Source organism: Dactylosporangium sp. NPDC051087 (assembly GCF_055586325.1).
Window position 1 is genome coordinate 1 of sequence record NZ_JBVJIJ010000050.1, and the last position, 20,342, is coordinate 20,342.

Below are 20,342 nucleotides of genomic sequence, written 5' to 3' on the forward strand. Positions count from 1 at the left end.
CCCGGCCGGTCACCCCCACACGCCCGACCAGCACAACAAGATCACTAACCCAGGCCAGCCCAGCACCGAAACCTCATCGGTGGATCAGGGCTCAGACACAAAAGAAGGCAAGGAGAATCTCCCTGCCACTCTTAACATATAGCAGGCTGGGGGTCTTGCCGCAAGACCCGGTCCGTGCTGCAGAATCGTCGGCCGGACCAAAAGGCCGAAACGGACGAAGGCACCGGGGGCACGATGAGCGAGCGGTACGTGTTGGGTCTGGACGAGGTCGACGAGACGCTGCTGACGGTCGTGGGCGGCAAGGGCGCGCACCTCGGCGCGCTGTCGGGCGTCGAGGGCGTCACGGTGCCGGCCGGCTTCTGCGTCACCACGGACGCCTTCCGCCGGGTCATGGCGGACGTGCCCGGCCTCGGCGAGCGGCTCGATCGGCTGGCCCGCGCCGAGGACCGCGACGCGGTCCGCACCCTCAGCGCGGACATCCGCCGCAGCATCGAGACCACCGCCGTCCCCGGCGACGTCGCGGCGGCGGTCACCGGCGGGCTCGACGGGCACGTCGCCTACGCCGTGCGGTCCAGCGCGACGGCCGAGGACCTGCCGACGGCGTCGTTCGCCGGGCAGCAGGACACCTACCTCAACGTCATCGGGGCGGCGGCGGTCCTCGAGCACGTCAGCCGGTGCTGGGCGTCGCTGTTCACCGAGCGGGCCGTGGCGTACCGGCAGCGCAACGGCATCGACCACCGCACGGTCCACATGGCGGTGGTCGTGCAGCGGATGGTGTTCCCGGACGCGGCCGGGATCCTGTTCACCGCCGACCCCGTCACGTCCGACCGGAAGGTCGCCTCCGTCGACGCGAGCTACGGGCTCGGCGAGGCCCTCGTCTCCGGGCTGGTGAACCCGGACGTCTACAAGGTCCGCGACGGCGCGGTCGTCGCCAGGACCATCGGCGCCAAGCAGGTCGCCGTCCACGCCTCGCCCGGCGGCGGCACCCGGGAAGCGCCCGTCGACCCTCAGCTGCGGCAGCGGGCGGCGCTGACCGACGCGCAGGTCGTGGCGCTCGTCGACCTCGGCCGGCGGATCGAGGCGCGGTTCGGCCGCCCCCAGGACATCGAATGGTGCCTGACCGGCGGCGGGTTCCAGATCGTGCAGAGCCGGCCGATCACCACGCTGTTCCCCGTCCCCGAGGCCGGCGACCGGGAGAACCGCGTCTACCTCTCCGTCGGCCACCAGCAGATGATGACCGACCCGATGCGGCCGCTCGGGCTGTCGTTCTGGCAGATGACGACCCCCATGCCGATGGCCGAGGCCGGCGGCCGGCTGTTCGTCGACGTGACCCAGCGGCTGGCGTCACCGGCGAGCCGCGACGGGTTCCTGGCGCTCATCGGCAAGGGCGACCCGCTGACCCTGGACGCGTTGCGGACCGTCCTGGGGCGGGACGGGTTCATCCGGCCGATCCCCGACGAGGGCGCACCCGGGCCGCTGGTCGGCAGCACACCGTCGACGATCGAGACCGATCCCGCGATCGTCGCCGAGCTGATCGCGCACAGCGAGGCGTCCGTCGCCACGGCGGCCCGCGACATCCGCGGGAAGTCCGGCGAGGCGCTGCTCGACTTCATCCAGGACGACATCCAGCGGCTGCGGCGCAACCTGTTCGACCCGCGCAGCCACCAGGTCTTCATGTCGGCGATGGAGGCCACGTGGTGGCTCAACGAGCGGCTGGCGGACTGGCTCGGGGAGAAGAACGCGGCGGACACGCTCACGCTGTCGGTGCCCGACAACGTCACCTCCGAGATGGGGCTGGCGCTGCTCGACGTCGCCGACGTGATCCGGCCACACAAAGAGGTCGTGGCGTTTCTGGAGCACGCCGGCGGTGACGCGTTCCTGGAAGAGCTGCCCGGGCTCCCCGGCGGGCGGGAGGCCCGCGACGCCATCGAGGGCTGGCTGCGCAGGTACGGGATGCGCTGCGTCGGCGAGATCGACATCACCCGGCCGCGGTGGGCCGAACGCCCCTCGACGCTCGTGCCGCTGATCCTCGGCAACATCAGGAACTTCGAGCCGGGCGCCGGCGCGCTGCGCTTCGAGCAGGGGCGGCAGCAGGCCTGGGCGAAGGAGCAGGAGCTGCTGGAGCGACTGCGCGCCCTGCCGGACGGCGAGGCCAGGGCCGCCGAGACGAAGCAGAGGATCGACCGCGTCCGGACCTTCATCGGGTACCGCGAGTACCCGAAGTACGGCATGATCAGCCGCTACTTCGTCTACAAGCAGGCCCTGCTGGAAGAGGCCGGCCGCCTCGTGCGGGCCGGCGTCCTGCGGGAGCCGGAGGACGTCTACTTCCTCACGTTCCAGCAGCTGCGCGACGTCGTGCGCACGAACCGCGCCGACGCCGAGCTCATCGACCGGCGCAAGGAGGAGTTCCGGATCTACGGGACGCTGACCACGCCGCGGGTACTGACCTCCGACGGCGAGGTCGTCGCGGGGTCGTACCGGCGCGACGACCTGCCGGAGGGTGCGCTGATCGGCCTGCCGGTCTCCGCCGGGACGGTCGAGGGCCGGGCCCGCGTCATCCTCGACATGGCCGGCGCCGACCTGGAACCCGGCGACATCCTCGTCACCACCCACACCGACCCCAGCTGGACGCCGCTGTTCGTGGCGGTCGCGGGCCTGGTGACGGAGGTCGGCGGCCTGATGACGCACGGCGCCGTGATCGCCCGCGAGTACGGCCTGCCGGCCGTCGTCGGCGTGGCGGACGCGACCCGGCGCATCGCCGACGGCCGGCGCATCCGGGTGCACGGCACCGACGGCTACATCGAGCTCCTCGACTGACCGCGCACACCGGTCAGGATCTGCTGTGCAGCTCGAAGAGCGGCACGACGACCTGGTCGACGATCGCGTCGAGCGCCTCGTCGGTCAGGTCACCGCCCACGACGATCGCCTGCCGCGTCAGGTCGAGCGGCAGGACGACCACGGCCGCCGGCAGCGGGGCGTCCCCGAGCTCGCCCCGCAACCGGGCCCGCTCGACGAGCGGCGTCACGGCCGCGGCGCCGTCGGCGAACAACAGCCGCCGGACCGCCACCCCGATCGCCGGTGCGGGCTCCGCGAGCAGCCCCAGCAGCGACCGCCGGCCCGACCGGACGACCGCCCTGCGGACGGCGGTCAGCAGCGCCTTCAGGTCGCCGGCGAGGCTGCCGGTGTCCGCCGGCAGCACGTCCCCGCCGTGCACCGTCACCAACGCGTCGGCGACCATCTCCGCCTTGCTGCTCCAGCGCCGGTACAGCACGGGCTTGCTCGTCCCGGCCCGGAAGGCCACCGTGTCATACGTCGTGGCCGCGTAGCCCCGCTCGGCCACCTCGGCGAGCACCGCGTCCTGCAGCGCCCGCACCAACTCCGTGCCGTACCGACGACGAACCGCCGTCATCCCCCGATGAGTTTGCACTCGCCCAGCATCGCCGACGATCGTTGCACAAACCTTGAATCCCGGCTCTGAGCAGGCCTCCCGTGGCGCGCTCAGCGGCGGGTGACGCGCAGTGTGCGCAGCGCCGCCGCCCGCTCGTCGACCGCGTGCAGCAGCCGGCCCAGGTGGGTGACGGCGTTGATCCCCAGCTCGGCCTGCGAGCTGTGCGCGGCGCGCCCGGCGAAGGTCACCCGCACGACCGCGAACCCGCGCAGCGACCTGGTCAGCGCGAGGTCGGTCGGCTCCGCGATCAGGCACGCGTCCGGGCGGATCCCGAGGCCGGGCAGCGCGTCGATCACGGCCTCGCTGCCCAGGCTCGCGTCCTCCTCGTCGGCGACCAGCGCGAGCACCGGCCGGACCTCGGCGCCCGTCGCGACCAGGTGCTCGGCGGCGGCGACGACCGCCGCCACGCCGCCCTTCATGTCCGCTGCGCCGCGGCCGTGCAGCCGGTCCCCGTCGAGCCGCGGCGTGAACGGCTCAGGCATGCCGGTCACGCCGACGGTGTCGAGGTGCCCGTTCAGGACCAGCGTGGGCCACCGCGCCGGCCCTGGCGGCACCGCGACCAGGCTGGGCCGGTCGGCGTGGCCGCGGGCCGGCACCACCGTGGTGGCGAAGCCCGCGCGGTCGAGCCGCGCGCGGAGGTGCTCGACGATCGCCGTCTCGCCCGCGGCGCCGGGGACCAGGCCCGGGTTGACGCTGTCGACCCGGACGAGGTCGGACAGCAGCGCCAGCGCCTCGGTCTCCACGTCCCGCATGCTCGCCAGCGTAGCCAGCCACGGATCGCCGGGCTTCCCGCTTGACGCATGCCGTTATGGGAATATGATGGCTGCCGTGGCACGAGCAGCGACGACGTCGGACGCGTTCAACGCGATCGCCGAGCCGCAGCGCCGGGACATCCTGGCGCTGCTGCGGGCGGGTGAGCGACCGGTGACCGACCTGGCCCGGGAGCTGGGGATGAGCCAGCCTCGGGCGTCCAAGCACCTGCGGGTGCTGCGGGAGGTGGGGCTGGTGCGGGTCCGCGAGGCGGGCAAGCAGCGCCTCTACGGGCTGGACGCCCGCGGGCTGCGGCCGGTCCACGAGTGGGTCGGCGAGTTCGAGCGGTTCTGGCACGAGCGTTTCGACCGGCTGGACAGCTACGTGCAGGACCTCAAACAGACTCGGCAGGAGGAAGACCGATGACAGCGGCAAGCACAGGAGCGGGGGCGACGGCCGACCGGGAGATCGTGATCTCCCGGGTCATCGACGCCCCGCGGGAGCTGGTGTTCGAGGCGTTCACCGAGGTCCGGCACCTGTCGCGGTGGTGGGGCCCGGACGGGTTCACCACGACCACCCGGTCGTTCGAGTTCCGCGAGGGCGGGGTTTGGGACTTCGTGATGCACGGGCCGGACGGGACCGACTATGCCGAGTGGATCTCCTGGACCGAGATCGCCCCGCCGGAGCGGATCGCGCTGCTGCACGGCGAGTCCAGCGACGACCCCAACGCGTTCGAGTCGGTCCTGACGTTCGCGCCGGACGGTGCGGCGACCCTGATCGAGATGCGCACGGTGTTCCCCACCAAGGAGGTGCGCGACGAGGCGGTCGAGAAGTATCACGCGGTCGAGGGCGGCCGGCAGACCCTGGGCAACCTGGCCGCCTATGTCGCCGGGCTCGCCCGGACGGGGGCGGCGGGCTGATGGCCGGGCAGGTGTTCTTCAGCGTGACGATGTCGCTCGACGGCTTCATGGCGCCGGAGGAGGTGCCCGTCGAGGACGTCTTCTCGCCCGAGGGCCGCGGCGACCCGAGGGTCCAGCGGTGGATGGCGCAGTGGTCGCGGCTGCAGGCGTGGGCGTTCCCGCAGCGGTTCTTCCGGGAGAATCTCAAGCTCGGCGAGGGCGGCGAGGAAGGCATCGACAACGACGTCGCCCGGGCGACGCACGAGCGCACCGGCGCGAGTGTCATGGGCCGGCGCATGTTCGACGCCGGGGAGCTGGCGTGGCCGGAGGAGGCGCCGTTCCACACCCCGGTCTTCGTCGTGACGCACGCCGGGCGTGACCCCTGGCCGCGGCCGGGCGGGACCGTCTTCCACTTCGTCGACGACGGCATCGGATCCGCGCTCGACCAGGCCCGCCAGGCCGCCGGCGACCGTGACGTCCACATCGCCGGCGGCGCCGAGACGATCCTGCAGTACCTGAACGCCGGCCTGGTCGACGAGTTCACCGTCACGCTGTCGCCCGTGCTGCTCGGCTCCGGCATCCGCCTGTTCGAGGGCGTCGACGCGGACCGCGTGGCCCTGGAGCCGGTCCGCGCGGTGCCCTCGCCCAGGGTGACCCACCTGACCTACACCGTGCGCCCGCGGTAGCCGGCTCAGGTGAGCAGCGTGTCGTGGCGGGCGGCGGTGCGGACCACGGCGACGGGGCACGGTGCGCGGTGGAGCATGGCGCGGCTCACGGAGCCCAGGACGAGGCCGCCGAACGGGCCGTAGCCGTGGGCGCCGACCACCAGCAGCGCCGCGCCCATGCTGGCGCGCATGAGGACGCCGGTGGCGCCGCCCAGTTCGACGACGGGTCGCACGCCGACGTCGGGGTACTGTTCGCGCCAGGTGGACAGGGTCTCCGCCAGCAGCCGCTGCGCCGTGTCGCACCTGGCGCCGAGGTCGAAGGAGCCGGGCACCATGCAGCCGGCCATCGGGTCGGCGGGCGGATGGTAGGCGTGCACCGCGGTCACCCCGGTCCCGCGGACGAGCGCCTGCTCGAAGGCGAACGCGATCGCCTCCTCGGACGGCTCGGTCGGGTCGATGCCGACGACCACGCGCCCGGCGTGCCGGCCGGCGGTGCTGTTGTCCGCCCGGACGACGACCACGGGGCACGCCGCGAACTCCGCGATCTCCGCCGCGGTGGAGCCGGCCACCAGCGCACCGAGCGTCCCGGTCCCCCGCCGGCCCACCACGATCGCCGCGGCGCGCTCGGACACCTCCAGCAGCGCCGGAATCGGCTGCCCGCCGACGCTCTCGGCGGTCACCGGCAGGTCCGCGTCGATCGCGTGCGCGAGCCCCGCCGCGTCCTGCAGCAGGCGGGCGGCGTGCGGCGTCGGCTGCGGCGCACCCGGCACGGGGAGCCACAGGCCCGGCGGCGGATGGACCAGTGTCGGTCCGGCGCACGCGTGGAACAGATGCAGCCGCCGGCCACGGCGAGCGGCATCGGCCGCTGCCCACCGCACCGCTCGCTCGCCTTCTGCGGTGCCGTCGACACCGACGACGATCGCGGGGGGTGCTTCCGTCAACAGCATCCGACCGCCCATGCCCGCGAATCGCGGTCCCATGCATGGTTTGCCGGATGAACTTTTGTCAGCGGGTAAGCAGGGCGCGCAGTTCCCCGGCGATCATCGCGGGCGCCTCCTCGGCCATGAAGTGACCGTGGCCGGTGACCGTGTGCCGCAGGTCCGGCGCCCACGCCCGCCAGATCGACGCCGCGTCGAAGCCGAGTGCCGCACCCCAGTCCTGCTGCACCACCGTGACCGGCATCCGCAGCCGGTGGCCGGCGTCCCGGTCGGCGCGGTCGTGCTCCACGTCGATCCCGGCGGAGGCCCGGTAGTCCGCGACGATCGACGGCACCGCCCCGGCACAGGCCCGGAGGTAGGCGGCCCGGACGTCGGCGGGGATCGCGGCCGGGTCGCCCGCCCAGCGGTCCAGGAAGTGGCCGAAGAACGCGTCGGCGCTCGCCGCGATCATCCGCTCCGGCAGGCCGGGCGGCTGCGCCATCAGGTACAGGTGGAAGCCGACGGCCGCGTCCACGCCGTGCATGACCTCCCACATGTCCAGCGTCGGCAGCACGTCCAGGCAGGCCAGGTGGCTGACGGCGGCCGGATGGTCCAGCCCGGCGCGCAACGCGACGAGCGCGCCGCGGTCGTGACCGGCCAGCGCGAAGCGCTCGTGTCCCAGCACCATGGCCAGCGCCACGACGTCGCCGGCCATGGTGCGTTTGCTGTACGTGCCGGGGCCGGCCTCGGCGGGTTTGTCGCTCGCGCCGTACCCGCGCAGGTCCGGGCAGATCACGGTGTGTCCGGCGGCCAGGTCGGCGGCGACGTGCCGCCACATCAGGTGGGTCTGCGGGAAGCCGTGCAGCAGCACGATCGGGCTGCCCGACCCGCCGACCGCCGCGTGCAGCGACACGTCGCCGCCGACGGGGACCCGGTGCTGGTCGAAGCCGGGGATGGTGGGTGTCATCGTCTGGTACCTCTTCAGTGTGGTTGATCGGCAGGGAAAGTCTGCGCGTGGCGAATGAGCAACCGATGAGCAACGGACAGGTCGCGTTCGGCGTGCTGGGCCCGGTGGCGGCGTGGGACGCCGCCGGGGCCGCGGTGGCGCTGAAGGGCCCGCTGCACCGGGCGGTGCTGGCCCGGCTGCTGGTGGCGCGGCGGCGGGTGGTGCCGGTCGGTGACCTCGTCGACGACCTGTGGGTGGCGCCGCCGGCCGGCGCGGTGCCCGCGGTGCGCACGTTCGTGGCGGCGTTGCGCCGGGCCGTCGAGCCGGACCGCCCGCCGCGGGCACCGGCGACCGTCCTCGTCACCGACGGCCCCGGATACGCGCTGCGGGCCGGCACCGACGCGGTCGACGCGTGGCGGTTCGAGGCGGCGGTGTCGGCCGCCGCGGCGCTGCCGGCGGGCGCCGCGCTGGACCGGCTGGACGCGGCGCTGGGATGGTGGCGCGGCCCGGCGTACGCGGACTTCGCCGACGCGCCGTGGGCCCGCGCCGACCGGGCGCGCCTGGCCGAGCTGCGGCTGCACGCCGTCGAGCGGCAGGGCGCCGCCCGGCTCGAGCTGGGTCTGGCCGCCGAGGCGGTCGCCGACCTGGACGCGCACGCGACCCGGCACCCCTGGCGCGAGGAGGGCTGGCGGCTGCTCGGCCTGGCGCTGTACGCCTCCGGCCGGCAGGGCGACGCGCTCGCCGTGCTCCGCCGGGCGCGGGCGCTGCTCGTCGACGAGCTCGGCCTGGAGCCCGGCCCGGCGCTGCGGCGGCTCGAGGCGGACATCCTGCACCAGACCGACGAGCCGCAGACCGCCGCCGGGCGGGTGTGGACGCAGGCTGCCGCCGCGTACGACCGGCTCGTCGCGGCCGGATCCCGCAGCCGGCTCGAGTCGACGGTCGGGCTGCTGCGCGACCTCGCGATGACCGGCGGTGGCGGGCTGGCCGCCGCCCGCGAGCAGCGCGCCGCGACGATCGAGGCGGCCGAGCAGCTCGGCGATCCGCTGCTGACCGCGCGGGTCATCGGCGCGTACGACGTACCGGCGCTCTGGCCGCGCTCCGACGACCCCGGCCTGGCCGCCGGCGTGGTCGCGGCGGCCGAGCGGACCCTCGCCGGGCTCCCCGCGACCGGCGACGACGCGACCCGGGCGCGGCTGCTGGCCACGATCGCGGTCGAGTCCCGCGGCACCCGCGACGCCCGGCCGCTCGACTGTGCCCGGCAGGCGGAGCGGATCGCGCGGCGGCTCGACGACCCGGCGCTGCTCGCGTTCGCCCTCAACGGCGCGTTCATGCAGAGCTGCCGGGACACCGGGACCGCGCCGCGGCGGGCCGCGATCGGGTCCGAGCTCGTCGACGTCGCCACCCGCGGCGGCCTGGTCGGCTTCCAGGTCCTCGGCCACCTGATCCGGATGCAGGCGCTCAGCGGCCTCGCCGACTTCGCCGCCGCCGACCGGGACGCGGCCGCCGCCGAGGACCTCGCCGCGCGGCACGAACGCCCCCTGGTCGCGGTGTTCACGCAGTGGTACCGGGCGTTGCGGCTCGCGGTGGCCGAGGCGGCCGCGCCGCCGGTGGTGGAGCGCGCCTACCGGGCGGCCGCGGGACGTCTCGACGACGCCGGCATGCCCGGGTTGCAGGAGGGCCTGCTGCCGCTGGCGCTGCGCTGCCTGCGGCTCTGGCACGGCCTGCCGGACGAGGGCGAGGACTGCGGCCCGTACGAGCCGTGGGCACGACCGGACCCGGCGGCCCTGGACGCGCTGCCGGACCCGCCGGCCGGCCTGTTCACCGAGGCGCTGTGGTGCCTGATCGCCGAGGCCGCCCGCGCCGGCGGTGACCGGGCGGCGACGGCCAGGGCACGGGCCGCGCTGACCCCCGCGGCGCGGGAATGGGCCGGTGCGGGCAGCGGCGTGCTCACCGCCGGGCCGGTCGCCGCGCACCTGCGTCACATGTACGTTTCATGACCCGATCTGGGGTTTGAGCTGGGATAACACAGATTGTCACGCTGTCGCTTCGCTGTCGTGCGGCCGATTGCCTAACGTCCGCAGCCAGGAACGCTCCGCCACGCGTTCCCGACCTAGGACTAGGGAGGCTGCATGAGAAGGACGCTGCGCGCCGTCGCCGCGACCGGTCTGCTCGCCGCGGGCCTGGTGGCCGTGGTTGGCCCCGCACAGCCGGCCAGCGCCGACACGCAGATCTGCGAGACCTTCGGGTCGACCACGATCGGCGGCAAGTACGTGGTCATGAACAACAACTGGGGCAACAGCGCGACCCAGTGCATCAACGTGACGAACTCCGGGTTCTCGATCACGCAGATCAACGCGAACAAGCCGACGAACGGGGCGCCCGCGTCCTACCCGGCCATCTACATCGGCTGCCACTACACGAACTGCTCGCCCGGCACGAACCTGCCGATGCAGATCAGCTCGATCAGCTCCGCGCAGACGAGCATCAGCTACAGCTACGTCGGCGGCACGTACGACGCGGCGTACGACATCTGGATGGACCCGACACCGAAGACCAACGGCGTCAACGCGACCGAGATCATGATCTGGTTCAACCGGCAGGGTTCGATCCAGCCGGTCGGCGGCCAGGTCGGCTCGGCCTCGATCGCGGGTCGCACGTGGGAGGTCTGGCAGGGCAACAACGGCGGCAACGACGTGGTCTCCTACGTCTCGCCGTCGCCGATCAGCAGCTGGAGCTTCGACGCGAAGGCGTTCATCAACGACGTCATCGCCCGCGGCAAGGCCACCACGTCGTGGTACCTCACCAGCATGCAGGCGGGTTTCGAGCCGTGGATCGGCGGGCAGGGCCTCGCGGTCACGTCGTTCTCCGCCTCCGTCAACGGCGGCGGCGGGGGCGGCGGTGGAGGCGGCGGCGGCACGGCCGGCTGCTCCGCCACGTACCGCACCACCAACAGCTGGCAGGGCGGCTTCCAGGGCGAGGTGACCGTGCGCAACACCGGCACGTCCGGCATCTCGGGCTGGTCGACGACCTGGTCCGGCGGCAGCGCGACGATCAGCAACCTGTGGAACGGGCGGGTCACCTCGGCCTCCCCGGTCACCGTCCGCAACGAGACCTACAACGGCGCCCTCGGCGCGAACGCGTCCACCACCTACGGCTTCACCGCCGGCGGGACCGCCCCGTCCTCGGTGAGCTGCACCGCCGCGTAGTAGCACCGTCGCCGGTCCCGCCGTCCTCCGGCGGGGCCGGCGCGCCGCTGAGCACCCCGCTGGGCACCGCAGCCGCACGACGCATCTAGTGATGCGGCTAGGGGCGGCGGCCTTAGCGTGCTCGCCAGCGCACTGCGAGCGGAGGAGTGTTGCGTTGACGAGCATCGCACAGGCCCGCACCGGTCTCGGCACGGCGATCGGGCTGGACGTGAGCTCCGCGGGGGACGCGGATTTCGCCGCGCTGAAGCGGCTGGTGTACTCCGAGGGCATCGTGGTGCTGAAGGATCAGCACCTGTCGCCGGACGGGTTCGTGGAGCTGGGCCGGCGCCTCGGGCGGGTCGAGGTGTACTACGAGCCGATGTACCACCACCCCGAGCGCCGGGAGATCTTCGTTTCCTCGAACATCCCCGCGGACGGCTCGCCGGTCGGGGTGCCGCAGACGGGAAAGTTCTGGCACGCCGACTACCAGTTCATGGCCCGGCCGTTCGGGCTGACGCTGATCTACCCGCAGGTGGTGCCGCAGCACAACCGGGGCACGTACTTCATCGACATGGCCGACGTGCACGACCGGCTGCCCGCGGACCTGAAGGCGGCGATCGCCGGGACCGTGACGATCCACAGCCCCCGGCGCTACTTCAAGATCCGGCCGTCGGACGTGTACCGGCCGGTGAAGGACCTCCTCGAGGAGATCGAGCGCACCACGCCCGCGGTCGCGCACCCGACGGTCTTCAAGCACCCGGCGAACGGCCGGGACGTGCTGTACATCAGCGAGGCCAGCGCCTGCGAGATCCGCGACGCGGACGGCCGGGTGCTCGACGGTGACGTCCTGCGGCGGCTGCTGGAGTTCAGCGGCCAGCTCGACCCCACGTTCACCCACGAGAACATCCACCTGCAGACGTTCGAGAAGGGCGACCTGCTGGTCTGGGACAACCGGCAGCTGGTGCACTGCGCCCGGCACACCACCACGCCCGAGCCGACCATGTCCTACCGGGTGACCGTCCACGACGAGCTGCCGTTCTACCCCGGCATCGAGGAGTCGTGACCGCCGCCGTCACGGCGGACACCGCGGCGCGGACCCCGGTCCTGCAGCGGGTGCTGCGCCCGTACCTGCCGCACTGCCGCTACCTGCGCTCCGCCGAGGTCGACGCCCGCGACGGGACGCTGCGGGTCGTCGGCGAGCTGGCGATCCCGGCCTCGTGCTACATCGAGGACACCGGGCACTTCAACTCCGTCGAGTTCAACATCTGCTTCAACCAGCTCGGCTACTACGCGATGGCGAAGGCCGTCGACGAGGGCCTCGTCGACCCGTACGCGCGCTGGGGGCTGGACGAGTACTTCGACCGGCAGCTCGGCAACATCCTCATCGCCGACCTGCGCAGCACCTTCCGCCGGCCGATGAACGCCCGAGCGTTCCGCGGCGAGGTCGTCTTCGAGCGGATCATCGACCGGCGCTCCATCGTGGTGAACCGGACGCGGTGCCGGTTCTGGGACGACGGCACCGGCGAGAGCGAGGGCCAGGTCACCGTGGTCATCACCGACCCGCCGGCCCGGGAAGCCCAGCGGTGACCGGCCGGGCCGAGCTGATCGCCCTGATCACCGAGCGGCTCCGGACGGTGCTGCTGATGACCCCGGACGAGGACCTGCCGCCGGACCGCAACTACTTCGAGCTCGGCCTCACCTCCCTGCAGGTCATCGAGGTCAAGGAGGACCTCGAGGCCGTGCTGGGCCGCCGGATCGACGCCGCCGCGCTGTACGGCCGGCTCACCGTCGCCGACCTCGCCGACCATCTCTGCGACCAGCCCACCGCGACGCCCCCGGCGGCCGATCCCCGCAAGGACCTCGCCGCCCAGCTGGTGCGACGACTGCACAGCCGATGAGGAGCAGATGACCGACTACCGGCAGCTCGCCGAGGAGCTCCTGCTGGAGCGGTACGAACCCGTCGCCGTCGTCGGCGCCGGGCTGCGCTTCCCCGGCGGCAACGACACCTTGGAAGGCTTCGCCGAGTTCCTGCGCGAGGGCCGGTCCGGGATCACGCCGATCCCCGCCGGCCGGTGGGACGTCGCGGGTCTGGCCGCCACCGGACCGGGCCAGCCGGGACGGGTCAACACCGCGGGCGGCGGCTTCGTCGAGGACTTCGACCACTTCGACGCCCAACTGTTCGCGATGTCGCCGAAGGAGGCGCAGTACGTCGACCCGCAGCACCGCCTCGCCCTCGAGGTCAGCTGGGCGGCGCTGGAGCACGCGAACCTCGACACGGCGAAGCTGCGCGGCGGGACCGGCGGCGTATACATCGGGGTCAGCTGCTTCGACTACAGCCTCGACCTCGAGGTCCTCGGCCCGGAGCAGCTGGAGGCGCACATCGGCACCGGCACGGCGCACAGCGCGGTGCCCGGCCGGGTGTCGCACGTGCTCGGCTGGCGCGGACCGAGCATCGCCGTCGACACCGCGTGCTCGTCGTCGCTGGTCGCGCTGCACCTGGCGGTGGAGGGGCTGCGGCGGCGGGAGTGCGACGTCGCCCTCGCCGGCGGGGTGAGCCTGGTGCACCACCCGCGCAGCCACATCGCGTTCTCCCACGCGGTCGGGATGCTCGCCCCGGACGGGCAGTGCAAGACGTTCGACGACAGCGCCGACGGGTACGCCCGCAGCGAGGGCTGCGGCATGGTGGTGCTCAAGCGCATGTCCGACGCGCAGCGCGACGGCGACCGGATCCTGGCGCTGGTGCGGGGCACCGCGGTGCGCCACGACGGCGACAGCGGCGGCCTGACCGTCCCCAACGGCACCGCGCAGGAGCTGGTGATGCGGGCCGCGTTCGCGGCGGCCGCGCTCGACCCGCACGACGTGCAGGCCGTCGAGGCGCACGGCACCGGCACCGCGCTCGGCGACCCGATCGAGATGGGTGCCATCGCGGCGGTGTTCGCCGGCGCGCCGGAGCCGGTCGCGGTCAGCTCGCTGAAGACGAACGTCGGGCACATGGAGCCGGCCGCCGGGATCGGCGGTCTGGTGAAGGCGGTGCTGCAGGTCCGCGACGGTGAGCTGTACCCGCACCTGAACCTGCGCAACCCGTCGCGGCACATCCCGTGGGCCACCATCCCGGTCACCGTGCCGACGGCCCGCCGCGACTGGGCGGCGCCGACCCGCCGGGCCCTGGTCAACTCGTTCGGCTTCGCCGGCTCGATCGCCGCGGCGATCGTCGAGCAGCCACCCGCGCCGGCACCGGTCCCCGCCGGCCCCGCGCGGCAGGGCGTCTTCACGCTGTCCGCGCGGACGCCGTCCGCGTTGCGCCGGCAGGCCGAGCGGTACCGGCGGTTCGTCGACGCGCACCCCGACCTGCCGGTCGACCGGATCTGCGCCACCGCGAACCTCGGCCGCACGCACCTGGGCGCCAGGCTGGCCGGGCCGGTCCGCGACCGCGAGGACCTGCTGGCGCTGCTGGACACGGCGCAGCCGGAGCCGGACGGCCCGCGCCGGGTCGCGTTCCTGTTCCCCGGGCAGGGCTCCCAGCGGGCCGGGGCGGACGCCGCGCTGTACCGCCGCTTCCCGGTCTTCCGCGACCGGGTGGACGACCTCGACGCCCGGTTCGCGGCGCACCTGGGCCGCTCCGTGCGGGCGGCACAGGACGTCGACCGTACGGGCAACGCCCAGCCCGCGCTGTTCACCGTGGGGTTCGCCCTGGCCGGACTGTGGCAGGACTGGGGCGTGCGGCCGGACGTCGTCGCCGGGCACAGCGTCGGCGAGATCGTCGCGGCGACCGTCGCCGGGGTCTTCACCCTCGACGACGCCGTCGCGCTCGTCGCCGCCCGCGCCCGGCTCATGGACTCCGTCACCGAACCGGGCGGGATGGCCGCCGTCGAGGCGTCCGCCGAGGACGTCGCCGAGGTCCTCGAGGGCCGGCCCGGCCTCGCGTTCGCCGCGCTGAACGCGCCCGGCCGGTGCGTGCTGTCCGGCGCCGCGGCGCAGCTGGCCGACGCCGTCGCCGAACTGGCCGCCCGCGGCGTGCGGACCCGCCGGCTGCACGTGTCGCACGCGTTCCACTCGCCGCTGATGGCGCCGGTCCTGCCCGAGTTCCGCAAGGCGGTCGCCGAGCTGACGTTCCACGAGCCGCGGATCCCGCTCGCGTCGAACGTGACCGGCCGGATCTCCGACCCCGACGAGCTGTGCACCCCCGAATACTGGGTCCGGCACGTCGCCGAGCCGGTCCGCTTCGCCGACGGCATGGCCGCGATCGGCGAGCGGGGGCCGCACACGTTCGTCGAGCTGGGCCCCGGCGGGACGCTCGTCGCCCTGGGCCGCCGGTGCCTGCCGGGGACCGCACACCGGTGGCTGCTGAGCCTGAACCCCACCGAGAGCACCGCCGAGAGCCCAACCGGAGGCCCGGCCGAGCCGGACGAGGGCACCACGCTGCGTTCGCTCGCCGCGCTGTACCGGGGCGGCGCCGCCATCCGCTGGGACGCCTTCCACGCCGGGCACCGGCCGGAGCTGCTCGACCTGCCGGCCTACGCGTTCGACCGGCGCCGCTACTGGATGCCGGAGCCGACCGGCCGGCACCGCGGCGGCCCGCCCGGCCACCCGCTGCTCGGCGTCGAGGACCGCACCAAGGACGGGTTCCGCGAGTTCGCCGCCACCGTCAGCGCCGACGAGCCCGGATACCTGCGCGACCACGAGGTCGGCGAGCAGCCCGTGTTCCCCGGCGCCGCCTACCTGGAGCTGCTGCTCGCCCTGCAGGACACCGTCTTCGGCGAGACCGCCCGGCCGCTGACCGGCGTGCGCTTCCACGAGCCGCTGCTGCTGCCCGACGGCACCCGCGCCCGGCTGCGCACCCGCGTGCAGGTGCGGGCCGGCGGCGACGCGGGTGTCGAGATCGTCAGCGTCGACGCCGCGACCGGCATCGAGCACCGCCACGCCACCGCCGTCATCGGCGCCCCCGAGTCGTCCACAGTGGACTGCGGGCCGCCGCCGGCGCCCGGGGAGCTGTCCGAGGCCGCCGCCGAGGACCTGTACGCCGACTTCGCCGAGCACGGCCTGCGCTACGGCCCGGCGTTCCGGCGCGTCGAGCGGCTCGCCAGGGACGGGGACGTCGTCGTCGCCGACCTCCGCGGCCACGACACCGGCGGTCTGGAGCTGCTCCCGCCGTTCCTGCTCGACGCCGCCATGCAGACCCTCGGCGCCGTCGCCGGGGTGCGGCAGACGGCGCTGCCGGTCCGGGTCCGCGCGGTCCGGTTCTTCCGCAAGCCCAAGGGCCCGTCGCTGCGCAGCGTGGTGCGGCACACCGGCCCGGCCGGCGACGCCGACATCACCGGCGACGTCACGCTGTTCGACGGCGACCGGCCCGTCTGCCACCTCGAAGGGCTCGGCATCCGGCTGGTCGCCGGGGCGCAGCACACCGAGCGGCGGCTGCTGCACACGCCGGTGTGGACCAAACGCGCCCACGTCCGCCGGGACAGCCGGACGGTGCCCGTACACCTGGCGAACCAGGGACCGGACGGCCTGCACGGCACGGGTCCGGGCGGCGACGTGTGCTGGTTCTGGCAGCCCTACGACGGCCTGCCGCTGCGGGAACAGTGCGAACGCAACTACCGGTCACTGCTCGAACTGCTCGCCGGGCTCGGCGGCGGCCTGCCCGGCGAGCACCGGCTGTGGCTGGTCACGACCGGCGCCCAGCGACTGCCCGGCGACCCGGTCGCGGCGGGGCACGGGCAGCCGGAGCCGCCGGCCGCGGCGACCCTGTGGGGATTCGGGACCGCGCTGTGGCGTGAGCACCCGAACCTGCGGGTGACGCTGGTCGACCTCGAGGACGGCTCCGCCGCGTCGGCGCGGGCACTCACCGAGGAGATGCGGGCCGCCGAGCCGGGCGAGTTCCAGATCGCCTACCGGGGCGGCGCCCGGCACGTGCGGCGGCTGCGGGTCAGCGAACCCGACGCCGCGCCCGCCGGCGACGTCGAGCTGGTCCTGCAGCGGGCCGGTTCGTTCGACGCCCTCCGGGCCGTCCCCGTGGCCGGTGTACCGCCACGCGCCGACGAGATCCAGGTGCGGCTGCACGCCGCCGGGCTGAACTTCAAGGACGTCATCAACGCGCTCGGGCTGCTCGGCGACGACTCGCTGCCGCTGGGCTTCGAGGGCGCCGGGGTCGTCGTCGGGTCCGGGCCGGACGCCGGGTTCCGGCCCGGCGACGAGGTCATCGTGAGCCACCTCGGCTGCCTGCGCGGGCTCGTCACCGTCCCGTCCCTGGCCGCCGTGGCCAAACCCGAAGGCCTCGGGTGGGCCGAGGCGGCGACGCTGCCGGTCGCGTTCGTCACCGCGTGGCACGCGCTGCGCGACCTCGGCGGGCTGGGCCCCGGCGACCGGGTCCTGGTGCACGCCGCCGCCGGCGGGGTCGGCCAGGCCGCGGTGCAGCTCGCCACCGCGGCGGGCGCCGAGGTCTTCGCCACCGCCGGCGTGCACAAGCACGACCTGCTGCGCGGGCAGGGCGTCGCGCACGTCTTCGACTCCCGCTCCACCGGCTTCGCCGACGCGATCCTGGACCGTACCGGCGGCGCGGGCGTCGACCTGGTCCTCAACAGCCTCAACGGCGAGTTCATCCCGGCCGGCCTGCGCGCGCTCGCGCCCGGCGGGCGGTTCGTGGAGCTCGGCAAGCTCGACGTGTGGACGCCTGAGCGGATGCGGGCCGCGCGGCCCGACGTGACGTACGCGTGCTTCGACCTGAGCGAGACCGACCCCGGCGCCACCCGCGCCCTGCACCGGCGCATCCTCACCGCCGTCCTCGACGGCCTCGCGGCCGGGACGCTGCGGCCGCTGCCGACGACGCTGTACACGACCGACGAGGCCGCCGAGGCGTTCGGGGTGCTCAACCGCGGCGCCAACGTCGGCAAGCTCGCCATCGGCTTCGCACCGGCGGCACCGCCGGCGCGCCCGGTCACCGTCCGGCCCGACCGCACCTACGTCATCACCGGCGGGCTCGGCGCCCTCGGCGTGCAGACCGCGCGCCGGCTCGCCGCGGCCGGGGCCCGGCACCTCACGCTGCTCGGCCGGCGGCCCGACCCGGACGCCGTCGCGGCGCTGCGGGCGCGGCTCGGACCCGGCGTCGAGCTCACCGTCGAGACCGGCGACGTCGCCCGCGCCGAGGACGTCACCCGCCTCTTCGCCCGGCTCGCCGGGGCGCCGCACCCGGTCGGCGGCATCGTGCACGCCGCGGGTGTCCTCGCCGACGCGCCCGCCGCGGCACTCACCTGGGAGGCCGTCGACGCGGTCCTCGGCCCCAAGGTGTACGGCGCGAGCCACCTGCACCGGGCCACGGCCGGCCTGCCCTCGCTGGACTTCTTCGTCGCGTACTCGTCAGCGTCGGCGATCCTCGGCGCGGCCGGGCAGAGCAACTACGCCGCCGCCAACGCCTACCTCGACGCGCTCATGGACGTCCGGGCCGGTGCCGGGCTGCCGGGCGTCAGCCTCGGCTGGGGGCCGTGGGACTCGGCCGGCATGGCGGCGGGCCTCGACCCGCGGCTGCGGCGGCGGATCGAGGCGCAGGGCGTGCGGTTCCTCGACCCGGCGACCGCGACCCGGGCCATGACCCGGCTGCTCGGCGCCGCCGGCGGCCCGATCCTCGTCGGCGAGATCGACTGGGACGCGTTCGCCGCCGCCCTGCCGGCCGCCAACGCCCTCTACCGCGACCTCGCCCGCGACCGGGGCTGGGCAGCGTTGGAGGCCGACGTCGACGCGCTGCGCGCCCTGCCGCCCGCCGAACGGCACGCCGCGGTGGCGGCGCTCATCCGGGCCAAGGTCGCCGAGGTGCTGCACTTCGAGTCGCCCGACGACGTGGGGCCGGGCGCCGCCTTCGCCGAGCTGGGCCTCGACTCGCTGATGGCGGTGGAGCTGAAGAACGCCCTGGAGCGCCTGTTCGGCCTGCCGCTGCCGGCGGGCGCGCTGCTCGACCACCCGACGATCGACCGGGCCGCCGGCCTCGTCGCCCGGTCCCTCACCCTGGAGTCGTCATGACGCAGCTCCGTACGCTCGGCGACGTCGTCGCGGTCCACGGGGCCGCACGGCCCGACGCGCTCGCGATCGCCTGCGCCGGGCGCGAGATGAGCTTCGGTGAGCTGCACCGCGCCACCAACCGGGCCGCGCACGCGCTGCGGGCCGCGGGGGTCGGGCCCGGCGACCGGGTCGCCTACGTCGGGCGGGACAGCGAGCAGGGCTACGGGCTCGTGTTCGCCTGCGCGAAGCTCGGCGCCGTCGCCGTGCCCGTCAACTGGCGCCTCACCGCCCGCGAGATCGCCCACATCCTCACCGACTCCGGCGCGGTCGTGCTGCTCGTCGAGGACGAGTTCCTGGTCGACATCCCCGGGCCGTGGCAGGTGGTCCCGGCCTCCCGGTACGACACGTGGATCGCCGGGCATCCCGACGGCGACGTCGGGCACGCCGCGCGGCCGGACGACCCGGTGCTGCAGCTGTACACCAGCGGCACCACCGGACTGCCCAAGGGTGTCGTCCTCGCGCACCGCACCTTCTTCGCCATCCGCGACCGGCTCGCCGAGGCCGCGCTGGACTGGGTCGACTGGCACGCCGGCGACGTCAACCTCGTCGCCCTGCCGGTGTTCCACGTCGGCGGCGTCTGGCTGGCCGTCGCCGCGTGGACCGCCGGCGTCCCCAACGTGCTGCTGCCCGCGTTCGACGCCGCCCTCGCGGTGGAGCTCATCGGCAAGTACGGCGTGACCACCACCGGCATGGTCCCGGCGATGCTGCGCACCGTCCTGGCCGACCCGGCGGCACAGCCGGACACGTTCCGCGGCCTGCGGAAGGTGGTCTACGGCGGGTCGCCGATCTCCGCCGACCTGCTGGAGCGGTGCATGCTGGCCATGGACTGCGACTTCGTGCAGTTCTACGGCCTGACCGAGACCGGCAACACCGCCGTGTGCCTGCCCCCCGCCGACCACGTGCCGGGCAGCGGGCGGCTGCGGGCGGCGGGCCGGCCGTATCCGGGTGTCGAGCTGAAGATCGCCGGCGACGACGGCGTGCCGCAGCCCGCCGGGACGGTCGGCGAGGTCTGGATCCGCACGCCGGCGCGGATGCTGGAGTACTGGCGCAACCCCGCGGCGACCGCGGGCACGCTCGCCGGCGACTGGGTCCGCACCGGCGACGCGGGCAGGCTGGACGAGGACGGCTACCTGTTCCTCGTCGACCGCATCAAGGACGTCGTCATCGTCGCCGGGGAGAACGTGTTCCCGGCCGAGGTCGAGCAGGCCCTCGCCGAGCACCCGGGCGTGGTCGAGGCGGCGGTCGTCGGCCGCCCCGACGACCGCTGGGGCGAGGCGGTGCACGCGTTCGTCGTGGCCGCGCCGGACGCGCGGCCGACCCCGCGGCAGCTGAACCTGTTCCTGCGGGGGCGGATCGCGGGCTTCAAGACCCCCAGCGGGTATGACTTCGTCGACCGGCTGCCGCGCAACCCCAGCGGCAAGGTCCTGCGCCGCGTCCTGCGCGACCCGCTCTGGGCCGGCCGCGACCGCCAGGTCAACTGACGGGC

At 74.5% G+C, this 20,342-nt stretch carries 15 protein-coding genes; 11 read left to right on the top strand and 4 right to left on the bottom strand.

Translation table 11 applies throughout. The features are described 5' to 3' along the window. The first annotated feature begins 234 nt into the window (after positions 1-234). Complete coding sequence (gene rph, locus ACZ6TV_RS51420) at positions 235-2,817, top strand: rifamycin-inactivating phosphotransferase (protein WP_465308374.1); 2,583 nt, start codon at positions 235-237, stop codon at positions 2,815-2,817. A 13-nt stretch (positions 2,818-2,830) separates the two neighbouring features. Here rph and ACZ6TV_RS51425 read toward each other — a convergent pair whose 3' ends face one another. Together ACZ6TV_RS51425 and ACZ6TV_RS51430 are read right to left on the bottom strand one after the other, a co-directional pair. Then, positions 2,831-3,409, bottom strand: a complete 579-nt coding sequence (locus ACZ6TV_RS51425) for a TetR/AcrR family transcriptional regulator (RefSeq protein ID WP_465308376.1) — start codon at positions 3,407-3,409, stop codon at positions 2,831-2,833. An 89-nt stretch (positions 3,410-3,498) separates the two neighbouring features. Continuing rightward, positions 3,499-4,200 (bottom strand): M20 family metallopeptidase, encoded by a 702-nt coding sequence (locus ACZ6TV_RS51430; RefSeq protein ID WP_465308378.1) that lies wholly within the window; start codon positions 4,198-4,200, stop codon positions 3,499-3,501. Between the two features lie 76 nt (positions 4,201-4,276). Between ACZ6TV_RS51430 and ACZ6TV_RS51435 the strand changes: the two genes are divergently transcribed. Genes ACZ6TV_RS51435 through ACZ6TV_RS51445 form a run of 3 tightly spaced genes read left to right on the top strand, consistent with a single transcriptional unit; the run spans position 4,277 to position 5,783 of the window. After that, entirely contained in the window at positions 4,277-4,624 is a 348-nt protein-coding gene (locus tag ACZ6TV_RS51435; RefSeq protein ID WP_465308380.1) for an ArsR/SmtB family transcription factor, read from the top strand. After that, positions 4,621-5,118, top strand: coding sequence for an SRPBCC family protein (locus ACZ6TV_RS51440; RefSeq protein ID WP_465308382.1), 498 nt, complete (start codon positions 4,621-4,623; stop codon positions 5,116-5,118). Before ACZ6TV_RS51435 ends, ACZ6TV_RS51440 begins: the two co-directional genes overlap by 4 nt. Next, the gene (locus ACZ6TV_RS51445) at positions 5,118-5,783 is read left to right on the top strand and encodes a dihydrofolate reductase family protein (protein ID WP_465308384.1); all 666 of its coding nucleotides are present in this window, start codon (positions 5,118-5,120) and stop codon (positions 5,781-5,783) included. The genes ACZ6TV_RS51440 and ACZ6TV_RS51445 overlap by 1 nt, the downstream gene beginning before the upstream one ends. Positions 5,784-5,788: 5 nt before the next feature. Here the strand turns inward: ACZ6TV_RS51445 and ACZ6TV_RS51450 are convergent, their stop codons facing one another. Both ACZ6TV_RS51450 and ACZ6TV_RS51455 read right to left on the bottom strand, forming a co-directional pair. Beyond that, the gene (locus ACZ6TV_RS51450) at positions 5,789-6,709 is read right to left on the bottom strand and encodes a universal stress protein (RefSeq protein WP_465308386.1); all 921 of its coding nucleotides are present in this window, start codon (positions 6,707-6,709) and stop codon (positions 5,789-5,791) included. 58 nt (positions 6,710-6,767) lie between these two features. Beyond that, positions 6,768-7,646 carry an alpha/beta fold hydrolase gene (locus ACZ6TV_RS51455; protein ID WP_465308388.1) on the bottom strand — a complete coding sequence of 293 codons (879 nt, stop codon included), beginning with the start codon at positions 7,644-7,646 and terminating at the stop codon, positions 6,768-6,770. 65 nt (positions 7,647-7,711) lie between these two features. Here ACZ6TV_RS51455 and ACZ6TV_RS51460 point away from each other — a divergent pair, with 65 nt between their 5' ends. The 7 genes from ACZ6TV_RS51460 to ACZ6TV_RS51490 all read left to right on the top strand — a co-directional run bounded on the left by ACZ6TV_RS51460 (position 7,712) and on the right by ACZ6TV_RS51490 (position 20,337). Next, complete coding sequence (locus ACZ6TV_RS51460) at positions 7,712-9,622, top strand: AfsR/SARP family transcriptional regulator (RefSeq protein WP_465308390.1); 1,911 nt, start codon at positions 7,712-7,714, stop codon at positions 9,620-9,622. 132 nt (positions 9,623-9,754) lie between these two features. Beyond that, positions 9,755-10,831, top strand: a complete 1,077-nt coding sequence (locus ACZ6TV_RS51465; RefSeq protein WP_465308392.1) for a GH12 family glycosyl hydrolase domain-containing protein — start codon at positions 9,755-9,757, stop codon at positions 10,829-10,831. Between the two features lie 154 nt (positions 10,832-10,985). After that, complete coding sequence (gene scoE / locus ACZ6TV_RS51470; protein ID WP_465308394.1) at positions 10,986-11,873, top strand: (3R)-3-[(carboxymethyl)amino]fatty acid oxygenase/decarboxylase; 888 nt, start codon at positions 10,986-10,988, stop codon at positions 11,871-11,873. Next, positions 11,870-12,397, top strand: coding sequence for an FcoT family thioesterase (locus tag ACZ6TV_RS51475; protein ID WP_465308396.1), 528 nt, complete (start codon positions 11,870-11,872; stop codon positions 12,395-12,397). The genes scoE and ACZ6TV_RS51475 overlap by 4 nt, the downstream gene beginning before the upstream one ends. After that, entirely contained in the window at positions 12,394-12,708 is a 315-nt protein-coding gene (locus ACZ6TV_RS51480) for an acyl carrier protein (RefSeq protein WP_465308398.1), read from the top strand. Before ACZ6TV_RS51475 ends, ACZ6TV_RS51480 begins: the two co-directional genes overlap by 4 nt. A 7-nt stretch (positions 12,709-12,715) precedes the next feature. Continuing rightward, complete coding sequence (locus tag ACZ6TV_RS51485; protein WP_465308400.1) at positions 12,716-18,817, top strand: type I polyketide synthase; 6,102 nt, start codon at positions 12,716-12,718, stop codon at positions 18,815-18,817. Next, positions 18,814-20,337, top strand: coding sequence for a long-chain-fatty-acid--CoA ligase (locus tag ACZ6TV_RS51490; protein ID WP_465308402.1), 1,524 nt, complete (start codon positions 18,814-18,816; stop codon positions 20,335-20,337). Before ACZ6TV_RS51485 ends, ACZ6TV_RS51490 begins: the two co-directional genes overlap by 4 nt. Positions 20,338-20,342: the final 5 nt, after the last annotated feature.